Origin of the sequence: Burkholderia sp. Bp8994 (assembly GCF_003853805.1) — a bacterium.
Classification (GTDB): domain Bacteria; phylum Pseudomonadota; class Gammaproteobacteria; order Burkholderiales; family Burkholderiaceae; genus Burkholderia.
Map to the genome: position 1 here is coordinate 106370 of NZ_QTQH01000017.1, position 22212 is coordinate 128581.

The 22212-nt window shown below is 67.9% G+C and carries 22 protein-coding genes; 8 read left to right on the forward strand and 14 right to left on the reverse strand.

Annotated features, from left to right (window positions below):
- Positions 1–33: 33 nt before the first annotated feature.
- From acpP to DIE04_RS19920, 7 genes are all read right to left on the reverse strand, one after another.
- Positions 34–273: an acyl carrier protein gene (acpP, locus tag DIE04_RS19890; protein WP_004197638.1), complete on the reverse strand. Its 240-nt coding sequence runs from the start codon at positions 271–273 to the stop codon at positions 34–36.
- 144 nt (positions 274–417) lie between these two features.
- Complete coding sequence (fabG, locus tag DIE04_RS19895) at positions 418–1167, reverse strand: 3-oxoacyl-ACP reductase FabG (protein WP_044844773.1); 750 nt, start codon at positions 1165–1167, stop codon at positions 418–420.
- Between the two features lie 36 nt (positions 1168–1203).
- On the reverse strand, positions 1204–2136 hold the full coding sequence (gene fabD / locus DIE04_RS19900) for an ACP S-malonyltransferase (protein ID WP_124487458.1): 933 nt from the start codon (positions 2134–2136) through the stop codon (positions 1204–1206).
- 85 nt (positions 2137–2221) lie between these two features.
- Entirely contained in the window at positions 2222–3211 is a 990-nt protein-coding gene (locus DIE04_RS19905) for a beta-ketoacyl-ACP synthase III (protein ID WP_044844775.1), read from the reverse strand.
- A complete protein-coding gene (gene plsX, locus DIE04_RS19910) occupies positions 3212–4318 on the reverse strand; it encodes a phosphate acyltransferase PlsX (protein WP_044844776.1) in 1107 nt (368 codons plus the stop codon).
- 129 nt (positions 4319–4447) lie between these two features.
- Positions 4448–4627, reverse strand: a complete 180-nt coding sequence (rpmF, locus tag DIE04_RS19915) for a 50S ribosomal protein L32 (RefSeq protein ID WP_006051932.1) — start codon at positions 4625–4627, stop codon at positions 4448–4450.
- Between the two features lie 98 nt (positions 4628–4725).
- Entirely contained in the window at positions 4726–5361 is a 636-nt protein-coding gene (locus tag DIE04_RS19920) for a DUF177 domain-containing protein (RefSeq protein ID WP_044844777.1), read from the reverse strand.
- A 265-nt stretch (positions 5362–5626) separates the two neighbouring features.
- Here DIE04_RS19920 and DIE04_RS19925 point away from each other — a divergent pair, with 265 nt between their 5' ends.
- Together DIE04_RS19925 and DIE04_RS19930 are read left to right on the forward strand one after the other, a co-directional pair.
- Positions 5627–6259 carry a Maf-like protein gene (locus DIE04_RS19925; RefSeq protein WP_124487459.1) on the forward strand — a complete coding sequence of 211 codons (633 nt, stop codon included), beginning with the start codon at positions 5627–5629 and terminating at the stop codon, positions 6257–6259.
- Positions 6256–6978 carry an SAM-dependent methyltransferase gene (locus tag DIE04_RS19930; protein ID WP_124487460.1) on the forward strand — a complete coding sequence of 241 codons (723 nt, stop codon included), beginning with the start codon at positions 6256–6258 and terminating at the stop codon, positions 6976–6978. The genes DIE04_RS19925 and DIE04_RS19930 overlap by 4 nt, the downstream gene beginning before the upstream one ends.
- A gap of 63 nt (positions 6979–7041) precedes the next feature.
- On the opposite strand, the gene DIE04_RS19935 is transcribed toward DIE04_RS19930, so the two are convergent.
- The 4 genes from DIE04_RS19935 to DIE04_RS19950 are packed head-to-tail and all read right to left on the reverse strand — an operon-like array spanning position 7042 to position 10123.
- Positions 7042–8034 carry a S49 family peptidase gene (locus DIE04_RS19935; protein ID WP_124487461.1) on the reverse strand — a complete coding sequence of 331 codons (993 nt, stop codon included), beginning with the start codon at positions 8032–8034 and terminating at the stop codon, positions 7042–7044.
- A 12-nt stretch (positions 8035–8046) separates the two neighbouring features.
- Positions 8047–8457, reverse strand: coding sequence for a Rieske 2Fe-2S domain-containing protein (locus tag DIE04_RS19940; RefSeq protein WP_124487462.1), 411 nt, complete (start codon positions 8455–8457; stop codon positions 8047–8049).
- Positions 8454–9113 carry an HAD-IA family hydrolase gene (locus tag DIE04_RS19945; RefSeq protein WP_044844782.1) on the reverse strand — a complete coding sequence of 220 codons (660 nt, stop codon included), beginning with the start codon at positions 9111–9113 and terminating at the stop codon, positions 8454–8456. The genes DIE04_RS19940 and DIE04_RS19945 overlap by 4 nt, the downstream gene beginning before the upstream one ends.
- 5 nt (positions 9114–9118) lie before the next feature.
- Positions 9119–10123, reverse strand: coding sequence for an RluA family pseudouridine synthase (locus DIE04_RS19950; protein ID WP_124487463.1), 1005 nt, complete (start codon positions 10121–10123; stop codon positions 9119–9121).
- Between the two features lie 724 nt (positions 10124–10847).
- Here DIE04_RS19950 and DIE04_RS19960 point away from each other — a divergent pair.
- The 6 genes from DIE04_RS19960 (at position 10848) to DIE04_RS19985 (ending at position 18107) form a co-directional block, all read left to right on the forward strand.
- Positions 10848–14027, forward strand: coding sequence for an Rne/Rng family ribonuclease (locus tag DIE04_RS19960; protein ID WP_124521376.1), 3180 nt, complete (start codon positions 10848–10850; stop codon positions 14025–14027).
- Between the two features lie 131 nt (positions 14028–14158).
- Positions 14159–15271: a GTP 3',8-cyclase MoaA gene (moaA, locus tag DIE04_RS19965; RefSeq protein ID WP_124573259.1), complete on the forward strand. Its 1113-nt coding sequence runs from the start codon at positions 14159–14161 to the stop codon at positions 15269–15271.
- Between the two features lie 28 nt (positions 15272–15299).
- Positions 15300–15917, forward strand: a complete 618-nt coding sequence (gene mobA / locus DIE04_RS19970) for a molybdenum cofactor guanylyltransferase MobA (protein WP_124487466.1) — start codon at positions 15300–15302, stop codon at positions 15915–15917.
- 105 nt (positions 15918–16022) lie between these two features.
- Positions 16023–17312: a gephyrin-like molybdotransferase Glp gene (glp, locus tag DIE04_RS19975; protein ID WP_124521379.1), complete on the forward strand. Its 1290-nt coding sequence runs from the start codon at positions 16023–16025 to the stop codon at positions 17310–17312.
- Positions 17313–17349: 37 nt separating this feature from the next.
- Positions 17350–17625, forward strand: a complete 276-nt coding sequence (locus DIE04_RS19980) for a hypothetical protein (protein ID WP_006476519.1) — start codon at positions 17350–17352, stop codon at positions 17623–17625.
- Positions 17622–18107 carry a GNAT family N-acetyltransferase gene (locus DIE04_RS19985; protein ID WP_124487468.1) on the forward strand — a complete coding sequence of 162 codons (486 nt, stop codon included), beginning with the start codon at positions 17622–17624 and terminating at the stop codon, positions 18105–18107. The genes DIE04_RS19980 and DIE04_RS19985 overlap by 4 nt, the downstream gene beginning before the upstream one ends.
- Before the next feature lie 102 nt (positions 18108–18209).
- Here DIE04_RS19985 and DIE04_RS19990 read toward each other — a convergent pair whose 3' ends face one another.
- The 3 genes from DIE04_RS19990 to DIE04_RS20000 form a co-directional block, all read right to left on the reverse strand.
- Positions 18210–19688, reverse strand: coding sequence for a DNA recombination protein RmuC (locus tag DIE04_RS19990; RefSeq protein ID WP_124487469.1), 1479 nt, complete (start codon positions 19686–19688; stop codon positions 18210–18212).
- Complete coding sequence (locus tag DIE04_RS19995) at positions 19685–20674, reverse strand: D-glycerate dehydrogenase (protein WP_124487470.1); 990 nt, start codon at positions 20672–20674, stop codon at positions 19685–19687. The genes DIE04_RS19990 and DIE04_RS19995 overlap by 4 nt, the downstream gene beginning before the upstream one ends.
- 81 nt (positions 20675–20755) lie before the next feature.
- Positions 20756–22186, reverse strand: a complete 1431-nt coding sequence (locus DIE04_RS20000) for a sodium:proton antiporter (protein ID WP_124487471.1) — start codon at positions 22184–22186, stop codon at positions 20756–20758.
- Positions 22187–22212: the final 26 nt, after the last annotated feature.

Genomic DNA, 22212 nt, shown 5'->3' on the forward strand with positions numbered 1-22212 from the left:
CGCGGCGACGTGGCGGACAAGCGCGAAAGGCGCTTACGCCTTGACGTTTGCGCGAGCGTAGTCGATCGCTTGCTGAACGGTCGTGATCTTCTCTGCTTCTTCGTCCGGGATTTCCATGCCGAACTCGTCTTCCAGAGCCATCACCAGTTCGACCGTGTCGAGCGAATCCGCGCCCAGATCGTTCACGAACGATGCTTCGTTCTTGATCTCGGCTTCCGCGACGCCCAGTTGCTCAGCGACGATCTTCTTGACACGTTGTTCGATGTTATCCATTACCCCTCCGAGGGAAAGTTCAGATTTACAAGTGCGCGCATTTTATCAGGTTTGCTGACGGCAAAACGCGCGTTGGCTTGATGGTCGATCAAGCACCGATCCGCCTGAAAAACGGGATACGGCGCGGATGGTAAACGAAAACCGTTACGACATGTACATGCCGCCGTTCACGTGCAGCGTCGTGCCGGTGATATAACCGGCCTGCGGCGATGCGAGGAACGCGACGGCATGGGCGATGTCTGCCGGGCTGCCGAGGCGGCCGAGCGGAATCTGGGTCTTGAGCGCGGCCTGCTGTTCTTCCGGCAGCGTCTTCGTCATGTCGGTGTCGATGAAGCCCGGCGCGACGCAGTTCACCGTGATGCCACGGCTGCCGATTTCACGTGCAAGCGCACGCGTCATGCCCGCGACGCCGGCCTTCGCGGCCGCGTAGTTGACCTGGCCCGGGTTGCCGGCCGAGCCGACCACCGACGTGATGTTGATGATGCGGCCGCCGCGGGCCTTCATCATCGGGCGCAGCACCGCGCGCGACAGGCGGAACACCGACTTCAGGTTGGTGTCGATCACCGCATCCCAGTCCTCGTCCTTCATCCGCATCGCGAGCTGGTCCTGCGTGATCCCCGCGTTGTTGACGAGCACGTGGAGCGCGCCGAATTCCTTCACGGTCGCGTCGATCAGCGCTTCGGCTGCCGCCGCGTCGTTGACGTTCAGCACCGCGCCGCGGCCCGTCACGCCCGCTTCCGCGAACCCGGCGGTAATCGCGGCGGCGCCCGATTCGCTCGTCGCCGTGCCGATCACCGTCGCGCCCAGGCGCGCGAGTTCGAGCGCGATCGCCCGGCCGATGCCGCGCGATGCGCCGGTCACGATCGCGACCTGTTTATCGAGAGTCTTTTCCATGAATCGAATATCCGTCTCTTGAGGAAAGGCGCCGCGTCAGGCGGTCGCCAGCTTCAGTGCTTCGTCGAGCGAAGCCGGATCGAACACCGATGCGCCGACCAGGTTGCCGTCGATGCGCTTCGTCAGGCCTGCCAGCACCTTGCCCGGACCGCATTCGATCACGTGCGTGACGCCCGTGCCCGCGATGTGCCGCACGCATTCGACCCAGCGCACCGGGCCCGCGGCCTGGCGCACCAGCGCGTCCTTGATCGCGGCCGGATCGCTGACCACCGCGACGTCGATGTTGTTGACGACCGGAATCTGCGGCGCCTTCACGTCGACGCTCGCCAGATAGTCGCGCAACTGGTCCGACGCCGGCTTGAGCAGCGACGAATGGAACGGCGCCGATACCGGCAGCGGCAGCGCGCGTTTCGCGCCCTTCGCCTTCGCGATCTCGCAGGCCTTCTCGACGGCCGCCTTCGCGCCCGCGATCACGACCTGCGCCGGCGCGTTGAAGTTCACCGCTTCGACGATGCCCGCTTCCGCGGCTTCGGCGCACACGGCGCGCACCGTGTCGTCATCGAGACCCAGGATCGCCGCCATGCCGCCCTGGCCGACCGGCACGGCCGTCTGCATCGCCTGCGCGCGGAAGCGCACGAGCGGCACCGCGTCCTTGAACGCGATCGCGCCCGCGGCGACGAGCGCCGTGTATTCGCCGAGGCTGTGGCCCGCGACGATCGACGGTGCCGGACCGCCGGCCTGCTGCCATGCGCGATAGCACGCGTAGGCGGCCGTCAGCATCACGGGCTGCGTGTTGGTGGTCAGATTCAGCTCTTCGGCCGGACCTGCGGCGATCAGCTTGCCGAGATCCTGATTGAGTGCATCGGATGCTTCCTGGAGCGTCTCGCGCACGACGGCGAGATCGGCGAATGCGTTGAGCATGCCGACCGACTGCGAGCCCTGCCCCGGAAAAACGAATGCGAATTTCATATCGTCCCCAATTGAATCGATTCGGACGGCGCGCACGAACGGCGCGCCGGTTCGGGATCCGCGCGCAGCAATTGCGCGCCGCGGATCAGTAGCGGAAGACGGACGCGCCCCACGTGAAGCCGCCGCCGACGCCTTCGATCAGCACGTGCTGACCGCGCTGGATGCGGCCGTCACGCACCGCGGCGTCGAGCGCCAGCGGGATCGACGCAGCCGACGTGTTGCCGTGCTGGTCGACCGTCACGACCATGCGCTCCTGCGGCAGGCCGAGCTTGCGGCAGGTGCTGGTCATGATGCGGATGTTGGCCTGGTGCGGAATCAGCCAGTCGACCTGCTCGGGCGCGAGATTCGCCTTGGCGAGCGCCTCGATCGCGACCTTTTCGAGCACGTTGACCGCGAGCTTGAACACGGCCTGCCCATCCATGTACAGGAACGCGCTGCCGTCGATCACACCGCGATTGACGTTGCCCGGCGTGCAGAGGATGTTCGAATAGCTGCCGTCCGCGTGCAGCGCGCTGCCGAGCACGCCCGGCTCTTCCGAGGCGGACAGGATCACCGCGCCCGCGCCGTCGCCGAACAGCACGCAGGTCGTGCGGTCCTTGAAATCGAGAATGCGCGAGAACGTCTCCGCGCCGACGATGAGCGCCGTGCGGTGCTGGCCGCTGCGGATGAAGCTGTCGGCCGTCGCCATCGCATAGGCGAAGCCCGAGCACACGGCCTGCACGTCGAATGCCGCGCCGCCGTTCTTGATGCCGAGCTTGTTCTGCAGCAGGCAAGCCGTGCTGGGGAACACGAAATCGGGGGTCGAAGTCGCGACGATGATCAGGTCGATCGACTGCGGATCGATATCGGCCGCCTCGATCGCACGGCGCGCCGCTTCGAGCGCGAGATCGCTCGTCGTGACGTCCGGTGCGGCGAAATGGCGCGCATGGATGCCCGTGCGCGCAACGATCCACTCATCGCTCGTCTCGATGCCTTCCTTCGCGAGACGGTCGGCGAGCTGCTGGTTCGTGACCCGGTCGGGCGGCAGGTAGCTGCCCGTGCCGAGCACGCGGGAATAGAGAGTCGATTGGGCCATTTATGCTTTAGAGGATTGCGCAGCGGAAGGTTCGGCGTGGTGGCCTGCGGCCGGGCTCGTCGGGCCTGCGCCGCCCGCGTCGTGTTCGCCGTCGCCGAGCGACACCGAATTGTCCGCCATCGCACGCGTGAGGCGCTCCAGCACGCCGTTTTTGACGGCATCATAACCCCGTTTGATCGCCCACTCAAACGCGTAGGCGTCGGCCGAACCGTGGCTTTTGATCACGAGGCTCTTCAGCCCCAGCAGCGCCGCGCCGTTGTACTGGCGGTGATCGACGCGCTTCTTGAAACGCATCAGCACCGGCAGCGCGAGCAGCGCCATCAGCTTCGACATCAGCGACCGGCCGAACTCCTCGCGGATGATGTCGGACAGCATCTGCGCGAGCCCTTCGGACGTCTTCAGCGCGACGTTGCCGACGAAGCCGTCGCAGACGATCACGTCGACCGTGCCTTTGTAGATGTCGTTGCCTTCGACGTTGCCACGGAAATTCAGCGTGCTGGCGCGCAGCAGTTCGCCGGCGCGCTTGATGGTCTCGTTGCCCTTGATGACCTCTTCGCCGATGTTCAGCAGGCCGATCGTCGGACGCTCCTTGCCTTCGAGCGCGGCGACGAGCGCGTGCCCCATCTCCGCGAACTGCAGCAGGTGCTGCGGCTCGCAGTCGACGTTCGCGCCGAGGTCCAGCATCATCGTGTAGCCGGTCGGGTTCGGCAGCGCGAACGCGATCGCAGGCCGCTCGATGCCGGGCAGCGTCTTGAGCACATAACGGGAAACGGCCATCAGCGCGCCGGTGTTGCCGGCGGAAATACAGGCCTGGGCCGCGCCTTCCTTGACGTGGTTGAGCGCGACACGCATCGAAGAATCCTTCTTCTTGCGCAGCGCCACTTCAACAGGGTCGTCCATCGCCACGACTTCGGTGGCGGGCACGATGGTCAGCGCGGGATCGTCGAGGGCTTTCAGCTTTTTCAGCTGAGCGCGGATCGCGCTTTCGATGCCGACGAGCATCAGGTGCGCATCGGGATGCGCGCGGACGAACTTGACTGCCGCGGGAACGGTCACGGACGGGCCGTGGTCGCCTCCCATGCAATCGATTGTGAGCTTTACGGTCATGGAATGCGACGAATTTCAGGCACAAAAAAGCGGCAGTTGAATGCCGCCTTTTTGTTGAGCCAGGAAAGTGTCAAGCGAACCAGTTGTCACGCGAACGGCGATCGTAGCGCGCAACGCGTGACTTGACGCTTAGTCGTTCTTCGTCTTGACGACTTTCTTGCCGCGATAGTAGCCGTTCGGGCTGACGTGGTGACGCAGGTGCACTTCACCCGTGCTCGGCTCGACTGCCAGCGGCGCTGCCGTCAGGAAATCGTGCGAACGATGCATGCCGCGCTTCGACGGCGACTTCTTGTTTTGCTGGACTGCCATGACTAACTCCTAAATAATTTTCCGGATTCTAACACAGCCCGATCCGGCGCTTAACTACCCTGGCCCAAAGCCCTTACGCCTTCCCGCGCCACAACTGCTTAGTGTTTCTTGCTGCCGTCCCCGTCCTTCTTCAGCGCTTCCAGCGCTGCGAACGGATTCGGCCGTTTGCCTTCGTCCTCGTCTTCGGCGGACTCGTCGTCCGCGTCTTCCGAAGGACCGCTCGCACCCGACACGAGGCTTTCGTGAACTGCCGGGCAAACCTCGTGCTTGGGCACGAGCGGCAACGAAAGCAGCAACTCCTCTTCGATCAAGTCGACGAGATCGAACTGGCGTGAGCCCACGATCACATCGGCTTCATCGTCGTCGAGCGGAAATTCTTCAGCTTCTTCTTCGGTCGCAACGACCCGGTACGTCATGTCGACGTCGAACGTCTGGTCGTACGGGGTCATGCAGCGCTGACACGTGAGCCACGCATGGCCATGCACCGCGAGGCGCAGATACGGCTGCTGCCCATCGGCGCCGTCGTCCTGCAACTCCTTCTGGGTGAACCCTTCGGCCTGCCACGTGAAGACCGTGTCGCGATCGGGCGCGTCCGCCGGCACTTCGTTCAGCATGCGCGGCAGTTGCGACAGGCGCACGGCACCCGCTGCCTGCCGCCCGCTGCGGGCGAATTCGAACAGATCGACCGCGTGCGGATCAAGCGCTGCCGCAGGCTTGCCAGAAGAAGTGTTCATGTTGCGCTCCTGCCTACAGGCTGACTTGCGGGATCCGGCTTGCTGGCGCCACTCATTTGACGCCGCGCACGTACGCGATCCACGCCGCGTACGCCTCGCACGATTACGTACTTTACTTCCGAAGACCCGGCAGGCGCCACCACTGCGGAAAGCCTGCCGACGAAAAGCGGGAAAGCATACCTGTTTTACCTTTTGCGGTCAATCACTTATGCTTGCGCCCTTGCAACACCGCGCCACACCCGACGACTCACCGACCCAACCGACCATGCCGGATACCGTTTGCCGCCCGCCGCGGCTGATTCTCGCCTCCAGTTCCCGCTACCGCCGCGCGCTCCTCGAGCGCCTCGGCCTGCCGTTCGACGTCGTGTCGCCCGACCTCGACGAAACCCCGCTCGCGGGCGAAGCGCCGGCCGCGACCGCGCTGCGCCTCGCCGGTGCGAAGGCGCGCGCGGTCGCCGCGACGATCGACGCGCCGGACGGCGTGCTGGTGATCGGGTCGGACCAGGTCGCGACGTTCGACGGCCACCAGATCGGCAAGCCCGGCACGCACGAGCGCGCGCTCGCGCAGCTGCTGTCGATGCAGGGCCGCGACGTCGAATTCCACAGCGCGCTCAGCCTTTACGACAGCCGCACCGGCGAAACGCAGAGCGAGGACGTCGTCACGCACGTGCGCTTTCGCTCGCTGCCCGAAGCCGAACTCGATGCGTACCTGCGCGCGGAAACGCCGTACGACGTCGCCGGCAGCGCGAAGTCCGAAGGGCTCGGCATCGCGCTGCTGGATGCCATCGACTCCGACGACCCGACGGCGCTCGTCGGCCTGCCGCTGATCGCGCTCACGCGGATGCTGCGCGCCGTCGGTTATCCACTGTTCGCCGCCCCCCAAGGAGACCGCGCATGACCGCCGGCACGCTCTATCTCGTCCCGAACACGCTCGGCGAGGGCGACGCATCGATGCTCGCCGCCGTACTGCCGGCCGCCGTGCAGGCGCGCGCCGGCACACTCGGCTATTACATCGGCGAAAACGCGAAAACGACCCGCGCGTTCCTGAAGAAGATCGGCACGACGCGGCCGATCCAGGAAATCGAGATCAGCGAACTGAACGTCAATACGCCGGCCGGCGCCATCGACCGGCTGCTCGCGCCCATACTGGCCGGCGCGGACGCCGGCCTCGTGTCGGAGGCCGGCTGCCCGGCCGTCGCCGATCCGGGCGCGCTGCTGGTGCGCCGCGCGCACGAGCGCGGCGTGAAGGTCGTGCCGCTCGTCGGGCCGAGTTCGATCCTGCTCGCGTTGATGGCGTCGGGCCTGAACGGCCAGAGTTTCGCGTTCAACGGCTACCTGCCGGTCGATGCGGCCGCACGTGCGAAGCGCTTGCGCGAACTTGAGCAACTGTCACGCAAGGCGCGCCAGACGCAGATCTTCATCGAGACGCCGTACCGGAACCAGGCGATGCTGGATACGCTGGTCGCGACCTGCGCGCCGTCGACGCAAATCTGCGTCGCGGCCGACCTGACCCTCGAGACCGAGACGATCGCCAGCCGCTCCGTGGCAGACTGGAAAAAGACGCCTGCGCCGAATCTGCAGAAGCGCCCCGCCATCTTCCTGCTGCTCGCGAACTGAAGCCGGCGGCCGCGCGACACGGGGCGCCCTGCCCCGTTCGCCGCGGCGCCGGCCGGCCGCCGCTCAGCGCAGGCTGAACGACGTGCCGCCCGCGGTGAGCGCCTTCATCGCGGCACCGCCGACCGCCGCGCCGAACTTGCGCGCGACGCGGTTCGTCAGGCTTTCCTTCACCGTATAGTCGACGAGATCCGGCGCCTTCAGCACGTCGCGCGCGACCGTGTCGGTCGTGCCGTAGCCGTCGGCGAGCCCGAGCTCGACGCTCTTTTCGCCGGTCCAGAACAGCCCCGAGAACATGTCGGGCGTTTCGTGCAGCCGCTTGCCGCGGCCGTCCTTCACGGCCTTGATGAACTGCGCATGGACCTGGTCGAGCAGCGCCTGCGCGTGGGCATCCATCTTCGGCGTCTCGGGCGAGAACGGGTCGTAGAAGCCCTTGTTTTCGCCCGACGTATGCAGGCGGCGATCGACGCCGAGCTTGCCCATCAGGCCCGTGAAGCCGAACCCGTCCATCAGCACGCCGATCGAGCCGACGATGCTCGCCTTGTCGACGAAGATCTTGTCGGCGGCGGACGCAATGTAATAACCGCCCGATGCGCACATGTCGGTCACGACGACGTACAACGGCTTGTCCGGATACTTCTTGCGCAGGCGGCGGATCTCGTCGTAGACCATCCCGGCCTGCACCGGGCTGCCGCCCGGGCTGTTGATCCGCAGCACGACGCCGGCCGTGCCGCTGTCGTCGAAAGCAGTATCCAGCGCCGTGTTGATGTCGTCGGCGTTCGCGTTGGTGCCCGCCGCGATCTCGCCGTCGATCGTCACGAGCGCCGTGTGGCGCCCGCTCGCCGAGAATTTCGAGTCGCTCGAGAAATCGATCAGCGCGAACGCGAGCAGCACGAACACGCCGAGGAACGCGAAACGGAAGAAGATCTTCCACCGCCGCGCGGCGCGCTGTTCCTTGACGGCCGCGAGCGCGATCCGCTCGAGCGCCGCGCGCTCCCAGTTCGGTTCGCGGCTGTCGGAACGGGACGAGGAATCAGGAAGGTTCGGTTGGTCGGCCATGCAGTGGTGTCGTCAGTCGGTCGTGGCGGGAGGGGGCGAAGCGGCGGGACCCAGGTCGGCATCCGGTAGCCAGAATACCGCACGCCCGTCCGGCGTGTCGCGCTCGTCGACCTCGACCGGCCGCAGGCGGCCGCCGCGGCACGGGCCGCCGACGCACTTGCCGGTATCCGGCGCGTAGATCGCGCCGTGCGTCGCGCACATCAGGTACAGGCCCGACGACTCGAAGAACTGCCCTTCGGCCCAGTCGAGCTCCATCGGCACGTGCGCGCAGCGGTTCAGGTAGCCGTATGCACGGCCTTCGTAGCGCACGAAGAACACGACCGCCTGCTCGCCGCGCAGCGTCGCATCGACGCGCACGCCGGCACCGCCGTCGGCCAGCGCGTCCGATGCGCACACGCGCACGGCATCCGGCGCCGCGCTCACGCGTGCTCCCGCAGCCACGCGGCCAGCGCGCCGACGTCCGGCGCGACGAAGCGCGGTGTCAGCGCGGCCAGCGCATCGGCCGTGTGCGCGCCGTACGCGACGCCGATGCCGGCCGCCCCCGCACTCGCGGCCATCTGCAGGTCGTGCGTGGTGTCGCCGATCATCACGGTACGCGCGAGATCCTGCCCCAATTCACGGGTCAATTCGTGCAGCATTGCCGGATGCGGCTTCGAGAACGTTTCGTCGGCGCAGCGCGTCGCATCGAACAGGCTCGTGAGCTTCGATTGGTCGAGCACGCGGTTCAGCCCGACCCTGCCCTTGCCGGTCGCGACCGCGAGCAGGTAGCCGGTATCGCGCAATTCCGCGAGCAGTTCGCGCACGCCGGCGAACAGCTCGATGCGCTGATCGTCCAGCAGGTAGTGATAGCGGTAGCGTTCGGCCAGCCGCGGATAGTCGGACGGATCGAGGGTCGGAGCAGTAATCTGCAGTGCATCGCGCAGGCCGAGGCCGATGACGTAGCGGGACGCCTCGTCCGACGGCGTGGGCAGGCCGAGATCGCGGCAGGCGGCCTGGATGCTGTGCGCGATGTGCGCAGTCGAATCCATCAGCGTGCCGTCCCAGTCGAAGACGATCAGATCAAATTGCTGTCGGGCCATGCGAGTCAGGCGGTATCGCGCAGAGCGCGGAGTTGATCGAGGAAGCGCCGGCATTCGTCCGGCAGCGGCGCATCGAACTGCAGCGCCTCGCCGGTCAGCGGATGCGCGAGCTTGAGCCGGTGCGCATGCAGGAACATCCGCTTGAGCGACGGTTGCGCGTTCGCGCGCGCCAGCGCCTTGTTCAGTGCGAAATCGCCATACTTGGCGTCGCCGGCGATCGGCAGGCCGAGATGCGCGAGGTGCACCCGGATCTGATGGGTCCGACCCGTCTTGAGTTCCGCCTCGACCAGCGCGTAGTCCGGCCAGCGCTCGATCAGGTTGAACACCGTGTGCGACGGCAGGCCATCGTCCTGTACGCGCACGCGCCGCTCCCCTTCCGGGGTCGAATACTTGAACAGCGGAGCCTTCACCACGCGACGGTGGCCCCAGTCGGGCTGCCATTCGCCGTATCCGCACGCGAAGTAGCGCTTGTCCATCCGGTTCTCGCGGATCTGCTCGTGCAGGCCGACGAGCGCCGTGCGCTTCTTCGCGAGCATCAGGATCCCGGAGGTCTCGCGGTCGAGCCGGTGCACGAGTTCGAGGAATTTCGCGCGCGGGCGGGCCTGGCGCATCTGCTCGATCACGCCGAACGCGACGCCGCTGCCGCCGTGCACGGCGACGCCGGCCGGCTTGTTGATGACGAGCAGCGCGTCGTCTTCGTACAGCACCTCGAACTGCGCGGGCGGCACGATCGGCGTGTCGGCGCGCGCGAGGTCGGCCGCCGCCACCCGCACGGGCGGCACGCGGACGAGGTCGCCGAACGCGAGACGGTACTGGGCGTCGACCCGCCCCTTGTTCACGCGGACTTCGCCGCTGCGCAGGATCCGGTAAATATGGCTTTTGGGCACGCCTTTACAGACGCGCAACAGGAAGTTGTCGATCCGCTGACCGGCCGAGTTTTCGTCGATCTGGATCATCGATACCTGGCCGCTTGCGACTGAATTCTGGGATATTTTGCCTAACTCATTCATACTGAATATAATTTTGCCCAGCCTGACGTTGAGGGTGGCCTGACAGGCCGGTCCCGACGGAATCGGGCAAGGCGCAAGCGCAAACCGTTATTTTACTTGCGCCGGGGGTCTGCTGCTCGCCCCTAATCAAAGAGATGCAGCAAGTTGCACGCACGGCGCCGGCCGTCGGCAAGGATCGCGCCCACAGGCGGATTCGGTCGACCAGGCGCCGCGGTAACGGAAAGTTGGTTGAAAAGAATTTGATCGGCAGCCCGACGGCGCGAGGTGCGTCCGCAGGCTGCCGGTTGCGAAAATTACGGCGTTGCGCCCGATTTGGCCCCGCGAAGCGTGCGGGGCTTGGCGACGTCAAACCAGGGAAGTACACCCCAGGCGGGAAAGTCGGGCTGGATTCGATACTCCCCGCTGCGGCCCAAGCCGCAGCATCTGCCGCCCGTCGGCGCGCGCGACGCATTGCGCGCGCCCCGTGGCAGTGCCCCGGTCTCAGGCTTAGCGCGCTTTCGCAGCGTGCGGTGTGTGGACGCCGTGCTTTGAAGCCGTGTTCGCAGGTGCCCTATGGCCGCCGGCCCCGTCTTTCGGGCCCAAGCGCCTCTTCAGGCAATTCTCCCCGCCATCCTTCCCGCTCCAGCGTGCTTGTGACAACACAACAAGGTGCGGCCTGCCGTCGTTCCCGCCCTCGCGACTGACAACCGCGAGGCGCCGGCAGCAGAGCCGCCTGGAGTCGTTCATGAAACGCATGCTGTTCAATGCGACGCAGCAGGAGGAGCTGCGCGTCGCCATCGTCGATGGGCAAAAGCTCATCGACATCGACATCGAGACAGCCGGGCGCGAACAGCGCAAAGGCAATATCTACAAAGGTGTCATCACGCGCATCGAGCCGTCGCTCGAAGCGTGCTTCGTCAACTACGGCGAAGACCGCCACGGCTTCCTGCCGTTCAAGGAAGTCGCCCGCCAGTACTTCAAGGAAGGCATCGACATGCGCTCCGCGCGCATCCAGGATGCCCTGCGCGAAGGCCAGGAGTTGATCGTCCAGGTCGAGAAGGAAGAGCGCGGCAACAAGGGCGCCGCCCTCACGACCTTCATCTCGCTCGCCGGCCGCTACCTCGTGCTGATGCCGAACAATCCGCGCGGCGGCGGCGTGTCGCGCCGGATCGAAGGCGACGAGCGTCAGGAACTGCGCGAAACCATGGCGCAGCTGCAGATTCCGGACGGCATGAGCATGATCGCCCGCACCGCGGGCATCGGCCGCAGCGCCGAGGAACTGCAGTGGGACCTGAACTACCTGCTGCAGCTGTGGCGCGCGATCGAAGCGGCGTCGCAAAGCGGCAATGCCGGCCAGCCGATGCTGATCTATCTGGAATCGAGCCTCGTGATCCGCGCGATCCGGGACTATTTCCAGCCCGACATCGGCGAAATCCTGATCGACACGACCGAGATCTACGATCAGGCCCGTGCGTTCATGGACATCGTGATGCCGGACAACGTGTCGAAGGTGAAGCGCTACCACGACGACGTGCCGCTCTTCTCCCGCTTCCAGATCGAGCACCAGATCGAGACCGCGTACTCGCGCACGGTGCCGCTGCCGTCGGGCGGCGCGATCGTGATCGACCACACCGAGGCGCTCGTCGCGATCGACGTGAACTCGGCGCGTGCGACCAAGGGCGCGGACATCGAGGAAACGGCGACCCGCACGAACCTCGAGGCGGCCGACGAAGTGGCCCGCCAGCTGCGCCTGCGCGACCTCGGCGGCCTGATCGTCATCGACTTCATCGACATGGAGTCGGCGAAGAGCCAGCGCGAGGTCGAGCAACGCCTGAAGGACGCGCTCAAGCACGACCGTGCGCGCGTGCAGATGGGCAAGATCTCCCGCTTCGGCCTGATGGAACTGTCGCGCCAGCGCCTGCGCCCGGCCCTGTCGGAAGGCAGCCACGTGACGTGCCCGCGCTGTAACGGCACGGGCCACATCCGCGATACCGAATCGTCCGCGCTGCAGGTCCTGCGGATCATTCAGGAAGAAGCGATGAAGGAAAACACCGCGGCGATCCATTGCCAGGTGCCGGTCGAGGTGACCGCCTTCCTGCTCAACGAAAAGCGTCAGGAAATCAACAAGATCGAGTCGCGCTTCAAGGTCGGCATCGTGCTGATCCCGAACAAGCACCTCGATACGCCGCATTACAAGCTCGAGCGCCTGCGCCATGACGACGCGCGCCTCGACGATCCGCGCGCGTCCTGGAAGATGGCCGAGGAAGCCGCCCGCGAACTGGAGTCGGAAACCGGCTACAGCAAGCGCGCGGCCGACGTGAAGCCGAAGCAGGAAGCGGCGGTCAAGGGCATCACGCCCGAGCGTCCGGCGCCGAGCCCGGCACCGCAGCGCCCGGTCGAGCCGGTTGCGGCACCCGCACCGGTCGCCGCGGCGAGCGGCGGCTTCATCGGCTGGCTGAAGGGTCTGTTCGGCATGTCGCCGGCCCCGGCGCCCGCGCCGGTTGCACCGGCACCGGCAAAGGAACAGGCTGCCCGTCCGGCCCGCGAGCGGACCGAGAAGACCGAGCAGCGCGGCGGCGATCGCAACCGCAATCGTCGTGGCGGCGCCCAGCAGGCTCAGGGTGGTCGCGACCAGGCAGCGGCAGGCCGTGGCCAGTCGCAACGCCAGGAACGCGAAGGCAAGGAAGCGCGCGAGTCGCGTGAACCGCGCGAGGGTCGCGAACCGCGTGAAGGCCGCGAGCCGCGCGAAAGCCGTGAAGGTCGTGAGGGCCGCGAAGGTCGCGAGGGCCGTGGCCCGCGCGAAGGCCGCGAACCGCGCGAGCCGCGTGAAAGCCGTGAGCCGCGCGAACCGCGCGAGAACCGCGAACCGCGCGAGCGCACCGAGCAGCCGGAAGCCGTCGAGGCAGCCGGCCGCGGCGAGCGCCAGGAACGCGGCGAACGTCGCGAGCGCGGTGAGCGCCGCAAGCCGACGCAACACGCTGCTACGCTCGAAACCGTCACCCGTGGCGAGAACCATCCGGAAGCGGAAGCCGACCAGGCCGCAGCCGTCGCCCTGCCGGGCGCCGATGTCGCAGCCGACGCGGAAGCCGGCGCACGTGACGGCGAGGAACGTCGTCGCCGCCGCCGCGGTCGCCGCGGCGGTCGTCGCGAGCGCGAGGACGAAGGCGCAGTCGTCGACCACGCCGAGCAAGGCGCGGACGGCGAAGCCGTGCAAGCTGTGACGACGGAAGCCCCGAGCGCGTTCGAGCCGGCCCATACGGCCGCACCGGTCGCCGTGGCAGCGGTCGCCGCAGCGGGCGCCGTGGTAGCCGAGGCCGCAGCCGAGGCCGCAGCCGAACAGCGTGCCGAAGCGGTCGAGCCGGCCGTGGTCGAGCCGCAACCGGCACCGGTTCGCGTCGAAGCGACGCCGGTCGCGCCGATCGAGCCCGCCCCGGTCGCACCGGTCGCCGAATCGGTACCGGTCGCGCCGGCCGCTGCTCCGGAAGCCGGCCCGGCACCGGTCGCGGTGTCGCCGACCGATGCGTTCGAAGTGCCGGCTGCCGTCGAAGCGCCGCAGTTCGCGCCCGTCGAGCAAGCCGCACCGGCACCGGTCGCCGCGGTTGAAGTCGCTCCGGCACCGGTCGCCCCAGCACCGGTCGCGCCGGCAGCCGTCGAACCGGCTCAGGTCCAACCGGCTCCGGTCGAAGCCGTTGCCGCGCCCGCGCCGGCGCCGGTTCAACCGGCCGCTGCGCCCGCTTCGGCGAGCCTCGACGTCGTGCTGGAACAAGCCGGCCTCGTGTGGGTGAACACGGATGCCGACAAGTTCCGCGCTGCCCAGGAAGCCGCGTCGCGCCTGCCGCGTCCGGCCCGCGTGCCGCGCGAGCGCAAGGCGCTGCCGCCGGTCGATACGACCCCGATGCAGCAGGTCGAGACGTCGCACCATTAAGCGGCGCATCGCCCGACCAGGAAAAGCCCGCCTCCGGCGGGCTTTTTCATGTCCGCGCTGCGGGTTTCCGCCCACCGGCCCGGCCGGCCGCTTGCGGCTAAAATAGAAGACTGGCTCGCACTTCTTTCAACATGTCCCGACGCATCATTCCCCTCGCCGACGTCAGCGGGATGCCGGATATCTCCGGCGTCGCGCATACCCCTGACGGCGCCCTGGCCGACACGTTCGCCAGGCCGCTCCGCGACCTGCGCATCTCGGTGACGGATCGCTGCAACTTCCGTTGCGTGTACTGCATGCCGCGGGACGTGTTCGACAAGGACTACCCGTTCCTGCCGCACAGCGCCCTGCTCACGCACGAAGAGATCGAGCGCGTGGCACGGCTGTTCGTCGCACACGGCGTCGAAAAGATCCGGATCACCGGCGGCGAGCCGCTGCTGCGCAAGAACCTCGAGTTCCTGATCGAGCGCCTCGCGCGCCTGACGACCCACGACGGCCGCCCGCTCGACCTGACGCTGACCACCAACGGCTCACTGCTCGCGCGCAAGGCGCGCACGCTGAAGGATGCCGGCCTCACACGCGTGACGGTCAGCCTCGACGCGCTCGACGACACGCTGTTCAAGCGCATGAACGATGCCGACTTCGCGAGCGCCGACGTGCTCGACGGCATCTTCGCCGCGCAGGCCGCGGGCCTCGCGCCGGTCAAGGTCAACATGGTCGTGAAGCGCGGCACCAACGACGGCGAGATCCTGCCGATGGCCGAGCGCTTCCGCGGCACCGGCGTGATCCTGCGCTTCATCGAATACATGGACGTCGGCACGTCGAACGGCTGGAACATGACCGAAGTGCTGCCGTCCGCGGACGTCGTCGCGCGGATCGCCGAGCAGTTCCCGCTCGTTCCGCTCGAGCCGCACACGGCGGCGGAAACCGCGCAGCGCTGGGGCTATGCGGACGGCAGCGGCGAAATCGGCGTGATCTCGAGCGTCACGCAGGCATTCTGCGGCGACTGCACGCGCGCGCGGCTGTCGACCGAAGGCAAGCTGTACCTGTGCCTGTTCGCGTCGACCGGCCATGATCTGCGCGCACTGGTGCGCGGCGGCGCGAGAGACGCCGAGATCGCGACCGCGATCGCCCGGATCTGGCAGGCCCGCACCGACCGCTACTCGCAGCTGCGCGGCAGCGCGGCCGCCGACGCCGCGCCCGACGGCGCCGGCAAGCGCGTCGAAATGTCGTACATCGGCGGCTGACCCGCGCCGCCCGCCCCGCTTTCCCGCGATGTCCGCTTCCGCCTCGCCTTCCATCACCGGCCTGCTGCTCGCGGGCGGGCGCGCGACGCGCATGGACGGCGCAGACAAGGGCCTGCAGCTGCTCGACGGTACGCCGCTCGCGCTGCACGTGCTGCGCCGGCTCGCGCCGCAGGTCGACGAGACGCTGATCAGCGCGAATCGCAACGCCGCGCGCTACGCCGAACTCGGTGCGCCGTTCGATGCGCGCATCGTACCGGACGAAACCCCCGATTTCCCCGGCCCGCTCGCGGGCCTGCTCGCCGGCATGCGCGCGGCGCGCGCACCGCTCGTCGTGTGCTCGCCGTGCGATACGCCCTATTTGCCGGCCGACCTCGTCGCGCGGCTGCACGCGGCGCTCGACGCGCAGCAGGCCGACATCGCGATGGCGGTGACCGTCGACGCGCACCACGCGCGTTCGCCGCAGCCGACCTTCGCGCTGCTGCGCGCGTCGCTCGCCGACGATCTCGCGGCCAGGCTCGCGGCCGGCGAGCGCAAGGTGCGTGCGTGGTACGCACGCCACAAGACGGTCGAAGTCGAGTTTCGCGACGAGCGTGCGTTTTACAATGCCAATTCCTGGCAGGAACTTGCCGCGCTTGCCCGCCGCTGACGGCACCGGCATCCCTTCCCGCCCGCCGCATGCGCCTTCGCGCTTCGGCGCCCTCCGCGCGCCACCGGCCACGAACCCGATACGCCTCGCGGCGCAGTCCGACTGATGATCACGCAATCCTCGCCCGCCTCCCGAACCGCACCCGATTCCGCGGCCCCGCTGTCGCTCGCCGATGCGCAGGCGCTCGCGTGTCGGTTCGCGGTGCCGGTCGACGCGTGCGAAACGGTACCGCTGCATGACGCCCTCGACCGCGTGCTCGCGGCCGACGTGAATGCGCCGTTCGACATTCCCGCATACGACAACTCGGCGATGGACGGCTACGCATTCGACGGCAGCGCAGTCGCGCTGGCAGCGGCCGCCGACATCGCGCTGACGGTCGCCGGCACGGCACTCGCCGGCCATCCGTTCGATGGGGCCGTGGTGCCCGGCACGTGCATCCGCATCATGACCGGCGCGGCGATGCCGGCCGGATGCGACACGGTCATTCTGCAGGAACGCGTGCGCGTCGACGGCGACGTCATCCGCTTCGCCGCACACGAGGTCGCGCGCGGCGCGAACTGCCGCCGGGCCGGGGAGGATCTCGCGCGCGGCGCCTGCGCGCTTGCCGCCGGCCGCATCCTGCGCCCGTCCGATCTCGGCCTGCTCGCATCGTTCGGATTGCGCGAAGTCACGGTGCGCCGCCGCGTGCGCGTCGCCGTGTTCTCGACCGGCGACGAACTGCGCGAACCCGGCGAGCCGCTCGGCCGCGGCACGCTGTACGACAGCAATCGCGGGATGCTGGTCGCGATGCTCGAAAGGCTGCACATCGACGCACTCGATCTCGGGATCGTCCGCGACGATCCGGCCGCGCTCGAACGCGCATTGCACGATGCGATCGCCGCACAGGCCGACGCGGTGATCACGTCCGGCGGCGTATCGGTCGGCGAAGCCGATTTCACGCGCGACGTGATGGCGCGGCTCGGCGACGTGACCTTCGCGAGCCTCGCGCTGAGGCCCGGCCGGCCGCTCGCGTGCGGCACGCTCGCGCGTGCGGGCGACGGCCGCGTGCTGTTCTTCGGGCTGCCCGGCAATCCGGTCGCCTCCGCCGTGACGTTCTACGCGATCGTGCGCCCCGCACTGCTGACGCTGGCCGGCGCGCACACGCCGCCGCCGACGATGTACACGGCACGCAGCACGCAGGCGCTGAAAAAGCGTCCGGGCCGTACCGAATACCTGCGTGCGATCGCGACGCGCGCCGCCGACGGCCAGTGGCACGTCGCGCCGGCCGGTTCGCAGAGTTCCGCATCGCTGAGCGGCCTTGCGGCCGCCAACTGTTTCATCGTCCTGGGCCACGATTCCGCGGCAGTCGACGCGGGCGCCCCGGTCGACATCCTGCCGCTCGACGGCCTGATCTGAATTCCAATCGGTATATTTCTACGGGGGCAATCCGCACATGAAGAAACAAATCTCGTCGATCGCCGCGGGGCAGACCGCGAAGGCACTGATCCTCGTCTACCTGACGTTCAGCGTGCCGATCGTGCTGCTCGGCATCCTGGTCGCGTACATCCGTTACGGGATGGTCGAACTGAGCACGATCCTGAGCGCGCTGCTGCTGAACGCGATCCTCGGTTTCGTGCTGCTGTGGATCGCCTGCCACGCGTACAACTGGGTCGCGTCGCGCTTCGGCGGCATCGAGATCGTGCTGTCCGATCCGCCGGAGGAAGCGTGAGCGGCACACCGCTGATCCGCGCGGCCGAAACGCGCGACGTTGGCGCGATCCTCGCGCTGATGCGCGAGCTGGCCGAGTTCGAAAAGCTCACGCACCTGTTCGTCGCGAGCGACGCCGACCTGGCCGACGCGCTGTTCGGCGAACGCCCCGCCGCCGAAGCGCTGGTGGCCGAGCGCGACGGCGCGATCGTCGCGTATGCGCTGTTCTTCCACAACTATTCGACGTTCCTCGGCCGGCGCGGGCTGTATCTCGAGGATCTGTACGTGCAGCCGTCGCAGCGAGGCACCGGCCTCGGCACCGCGATGCTGCAGCACCTCGCGGCACTCGCCGTCGAGCGCCGCTGCGCTCGCTTCGAATGGTCGGTGCTCGACTGGAACCAGCCGGCGATCGACTTCTACGAGAAGATGGGCGCGACCGTGCTGCCGGAGTGGCGCATCGTGCGCGTCACCGGCGACGCACTGGACGCGCTCGCCGCACGCTGAACGCGCGCCGGCTACGCCGGTCGCCGTGTCAAAGGAAAACGGGCGCCGCGGCGCCCGTCTTCGTTCCAGCCGGTTTCGGCTGCGTGCATCATGCGGGATGCGTCATGCGTCGTCCGCATCGGCGCCGTCGGCGGCTTCCGCGCCGAGCAGCCCGGCCGCCGTCTCGCCCGGCAACGCCTCGACCTGTTTCAGCTTGCGGTTCATCACACGGGTGCGCTGCTCGGCGGCCTCGATCGAACGCGTGACCGTCTCGAGCTGCGCCTTCGTGCGTGCGAGCACGTCGCCAAACTTGCCGAATTCGGTCTTCACCGCACCGAGCACCTGCCATACCTCGCTCGAGCGCTGCTCGATCGCGAGCGTGCGGAAGCCCATCTGCAGGCTGTTCAGCAACGCGGTCAGTGTGGTCGGCCCGGCCACCGTCACGCGATAGTCGCGCTGCAGCAGGTCGGTCAGCCCCGGGCGGCGCAGGATCTCCGCATAAAGCCCCTCGGTCGGCAGGAACAGCAGCGCGAAATCGGTCGTATGCGGGGGCGCGACGTACTTCTCGGCGATCGTGCGCGCCTCCATCCGCACGCGCGCCTCGAGCGCACGGGCCGCCTCCTCGACCGCCACCGAATCGGCACGCTCCTGCGCATCGATCAGGCGCTCGTAGTCCTCACGCGGAAACTTCGCGTCGATCGGCAGCCACACCGGCGGCGCGTCGCGCGTGCCCGCGTCGCGTCCCGGCAGCCGGATCGCGAACTCGACGCGTTCGCTGCTCTTCGGCACCGTCGCGACGTTCTTCGCATACTGGTCGGGCGTGAGCATCTGCTCGAGCAACGCCTCGAGCTGCACCTCGCCCCAGGTGCCGCGCGTCTTCACGTTGGTCAGCACCTTCTTCAGGTCGCCGACGCCGGCCGCGAGCGTCTGCATCTCGCCGAGCCCGCGGTGCACCTGCTCGAGCCGGTCCGAAACGAGCTTGAACGATTCGCCGAGCCGCTGCTCCAGCGTCGCATGCAGCTTCTCGTCGACGGTGCGGCGCATCTCCTCGAGCTTCGCCGCGTTGTTCGTCTCGATTTCCTTCAATCGCTGTTCGAGCGTCGCACGCACTTCGCCGATCCGGCGATCGTTGGCCTCGGTCAGCTGTGTGAGCTGCCGGTTCAGCGTGTCGCCGAACAGACGCAGCGCGACCGTCTGCTCTTCGCGCGCCTGCTGCGCCTGGCGCTGCACGCTCTCGCGCATCGCGTCGAACTGCTGCGCGTTGCCCGCGACCAGCTTGCCGAGCTGTTGCGCGAAACCGTCGATCTGGTTGTTCTGCACGGTCGCGATGCTCGTCAGCTGCGTCGCGAGCGTCTGCTGAAGCTGCGAGAAACTGCCGGCCAATTCGGTGCGCGAACCACGCGCGTTCTCGACGATCTCGCCGCGCAGCTCGCGTTCGAGCCGCTCGACCGCAAGCGCCTGCGCGTGCGCGGCGTCCTCGATCTGGTCGCCGAGCACGGCCGCGTCGTCGTGGCGGCCGCCGCCGCGCACGATCGCGACGATCGCCACCGCCAGCGCGACGGCCAGCACGACGACCGCCGCCAGCAACAACATCGTCGTCATGCGCGCGGCTTCCCGATCACGTCAGGGTTGATCGGATTCGGCGGCTGCCCCGCGCGCGGCCCTTCGCCCAGCGCGGCGATCAGGTTGTCGGCCGCGAGGTTCGCCATCGCGCGGCGCGTCTTTTCGGTCGCGCTCGCGATATGCGGCGTCAGCACGACGTTCGGCACCTCGAGCAGCGCCGGGTGCACGCTCGGCTCGCCTTCAAACACGTCGAGGCCGGCCGCGGCGATCGTCCCGTCGCGCAGCGCGGCGGCCAGCGCCGCGTCATCGACGATGCCGCCGCGCGCGATGTTGGTCAGCGTCGCGGTGGGCTTCATCTTCGCGAGTTCGGCCGCGCCGATCGTATGATGGTTCTCCTTCGTGTACGGCAGCACCAGCACGACGTGATCGGCGCGCGTGAGCAGCGCATCCTTCGACACGTATTCGGCGTTCAGCTCGGCCTCGATCTCGGGCGCGACCCGCGACCGGTTGTGATAGATCACCTGCATCCCGAAGCCGCGCGCGCGGCGTGCGAGCGCCTGGCCGATGCGCCCCATGCCGATGACGCCCAGCGTCGAGCCGTAAATGTCGCCGCCGAGGAAACCGTCGTACGCCCACTTCTGCCAGTGCCCGGCGCGCAGCCAGTGCTCGGATTCGGCGATCCGGCGCGCGGCGGCCATCATCAGCGCCCAGCCGAAATCCGCGGTCGACTCGTTCAGCACGTCGGGCGTGTTGGTGCCGAGCACGTTCGCCGCGTTGAATGCGGTCATGTCGAAGTTGTTGTAGCCGACCGCCATGTTCGACACGACGCGCAGGCGCGGCGCCGCCGCGAGCGCAGCCGCCCCGACCGGGTCGCCCGCCGTCAGCGCACCGTCCTTGTCCGCGAGACGCGCGGCGAGCGCATCGGGGGCGAGCGCGTCGCCGTTGTTCCAGTCGACTTCGAAATACTGCTCGAGCCGTTCGATCACGTCCGGAAAGATCGGACGTGCGACCAGGATCTTCTGCATCGCCATCTCCGCATGCCGCGGCCGGAACGCGGCGCATCGCGCGCCGCCCGAACCGTCCGCGCTTGGTTGAAAATCGTCAGCCTACGCCGTGAAGAAGATCCACGACGTCAGCAGGAATACAGGTACCAGTATGGCGAACGCCCAGCCGAGATACGCGAAGAAGCTCGGCATCTTCACGCCGCGCGATTCCGCGATCGCCTTCACCATGAAGTTCGGCGCGTTGCCGATGTAGCTGTTCGCGCCCATGAACACCGCTCCCGCGGAGATCGCGGCGAGCGTCGTCGCGCCCGCCGTCATCAGCGCTTGCGCGTCGCCGCCCGCGAGGTTGAAGAACACGAGGTAGGTCGGCGCGTTGTCGAGGAACGACGACAACAGGCCGGTGGCCCAGAAGTACATCGCATCGATCGGCTTGCCGTCCGACCCCGTCACGAGATGGACGATCTGCGCGAACGCACCGTCCGCCCCCGCGCGCAGGATCACGATCACCGGCGCGATCGTCACGAAGATTCCCGCGAACAGCTTCGCGACCTCCTCGATCGGCGCCCAGTTGAACGCGTTGCCTTCGCGCGCGGAGCGCGGCGTCAGCGCAAGCGACGCGAGTGCCACGACAACCAGCGCGACGTCGCGCACGAGATTCTGCAGCGCGACGTGCGTGCCCCACACGTCGAACGTGATGCCCGGCTTCCAGATGCCGCTCATCAGCACGAGGCCGATCACGGCCGCGAGCAGCACGAAGTTGACCTTGCCGTCGATCGACAGCGCGCCATCGTCAGGTGTCGGGTCGAGCACGACCGGCCGCTCCTCGCCGCCCTTCCGGTAGAAGTACGTATCGAGCACGAAGAACAGCGTCAGCAGCACCGCGCAGATGAACAGCATCGGCAGCGCGAGATGCGTGGTCGTCCAGAAGAAGCTCACGCCGTTCAGGAAGCCGAGGAACAGCGGCGGATCGCCGAGCGGCGACAGCGAGCCGCCCGCGTTCGCGACGAGGAAGATGAAGAAGATCACGACGTGCACGACGTGCTTGCGATTGTCGTTCGCGCGCAGCAGCGGCCGGATCAGCAGCATCGCGGCGCCCGTCGTGCCCATCACGCTCGCGAGCAGCGTGCCGAGCGCGAGGATCGCGGTGTTCAGCTTCGGCGTGCCGTGCAGATTGCCGTTGACGCAAATGCCGCCGGCGACCGTATACAGTGCGGTCAGCAGCACGATGAACGGGATGTACTCCTCGAGCAGCGCGTGCACCAGCGTTCCGAACGCCGTGCCCGCGCCGAACGCGACCGCGAACGGGACCAGAAACGCGATCGCCCATGCCGCGGCGATCTTGCCGAAGTGGTGATGCCAGAACACCGGCGCGACGAGCGGGAACACCGCGATGGACAGCAGGATCCCGGCGAACGGGATGCCCCAGAGTGCGGACAGCGCGGCACCGTCGAGCGTGGCGGCCGATGCGAGCGCGGGAACGGCGCCAAGCGCGGCTCCCGACGCCATGCCCGCCCAGGCGGCATGTCGTTTCATGCAGAACTTCCTTGTGCGAGTGAGTC

Excerpts from the sequence above, each read along its gene's own strand:
- mobA (WP_124487466.1), top strand. The coding sequence starts at position 15,300 with ATGTCCGCTTCCGCCTCGCCTTCCATCACCGGCCTGCTGCTCGCGGGC.
- moaA (WP_124573259.1), top strand. The coding sequence starts at position 14,159 with ATGTCCCGACGCATCATTCCCCTCGCCGACGTCAGCGGGATGCCGGAT.
- DIE04_RS20000 (WP_124487471.1), bottom strand. The coding sequence starts at position 22,186 with ATGAAACGACATGCCGCCTGGGCGGGCATGGCGTCGGGAGCCGCGCTT.
- DIE04_RS19925 (WP_124487459.1), top strand. The coding sequence starts at position 5,627 with ATGCCGGATACCGTTTGCCGCCCGCCGCGGCTGATTCTCGCCTCCAGT.
- DIE04_RS19920 (WP_044844777.1), bottom strand. The coding sequence starts at position 5,361 with ATGAACACTTCTTCTGGCAAGCCTGCGGCAGCGCTTGATCCGCACGCG.
- fabG (WP_044844773.1), bottom strand. The coding sequence starts at position 1,167 with ATGGAAAAGACTCTCGATAAACAGGTCGCGATCGTGACCGGCGCATCG.
- rpmF (WP_006051932.1), bottom strand. The coding sequence starts at position 4,627 with ATGGCAGTCCAGCAAAACAAGAAGTCGCCGTCGAAGCGCGGCATGCAT.
- plsX (WP_044844776.1), bottom strand. The coding sequence starts at position 4,318 with ATGACCGTAAAGCTCACAATCGATTGCATGGGAGGCGACCACGGCCCG.
- DIE04_RS19960 (WP_124521376.1), top strand. The coding sequence starts at position 10,848 with ATGAAACGCATGCTGTTCAATGCGACGCAGCAGGAGGAGCTGCGCGTC.
- DIE04_RS19980 (WP_006476519.1), top strand. The coding sequence starts at position 17,350 with ATGAAGAAACAAATCTCGTCGATCGCCGCGGGGCAGACCGCGAAGGCA.
- fabD (WP_124487458.1), bottom strand. The coding sequence starts at position 2,136 with ATGAAATTCGCATTCGTTTTTCCGGGGCAGGGCTCGCAGTCGGTCGGC.
- DIE04_RS19990 (WP_124487469.1), bottom strand. The coding sequence starts at position 19,688 with ATGACGACGATGTTGTTGCTGGCGGCGGTCGTCGTGCTGGCCGTCGCG.
- glp (WP_124521379.1), top strand. The coding sequence starts at position 16,023 with ATGATCACGCAATCCTCGCCCGCCTCCCGAACCGCACCCGATTCCGCG.
- DIE04_RS19950 (WP_124487463.1), bottom strand. The coding sequence starts at position 10,123 with ATGAATGAGTTAGGCAAAATATCCCAGAATTCAGTCGCAAGCGGCCAG.
- acpP (WP_004197638.1), bottom strand. The coding sequence starts at position 273 with ATGGATAACATCGAACAACGTGTCAAGAAGATCGTCGCTGAGCAACTG.
- DIE04_RS19995 (WP_124487470.1), bottom strand. The coding sequence starts at position 20,674 with ATGCAGAAGATCCTGGTCGCACGTCCGATCTTTCCGGACGTGATCGAA.
- DIE04_RS19945 (WP_044844782.1), bottom strand. The coding sequence starts at position 9,113 with ATGGCCCGACAGCAATTTGATCTGATCGTCTTCGACTGGGACGGCACG.
- DIE04_RS19930 (WP_124487460.1), top strand. The coding sequence starts at position 6,256 with ATGACCGCCGGCACGCTCTATCTCGTCCCGAACACGCTCGGCGAGGGC.
- DIE04_RS19935 (WP_124487461.1), bottom strand. The coding sequence starts at position 8,034 with ATGGCCGACCAACCGAACCTTCCTGATTCCTCGTCCCGTTCCGACAGC.
- DIE04_RS19905 (WP_044844775.1), bottom strand. The coding sequence starts at position 3,211 with ATGGCCCAATCGACTCTCTATTCCCGCGTGCTCGGCACGGGCAGCTAC.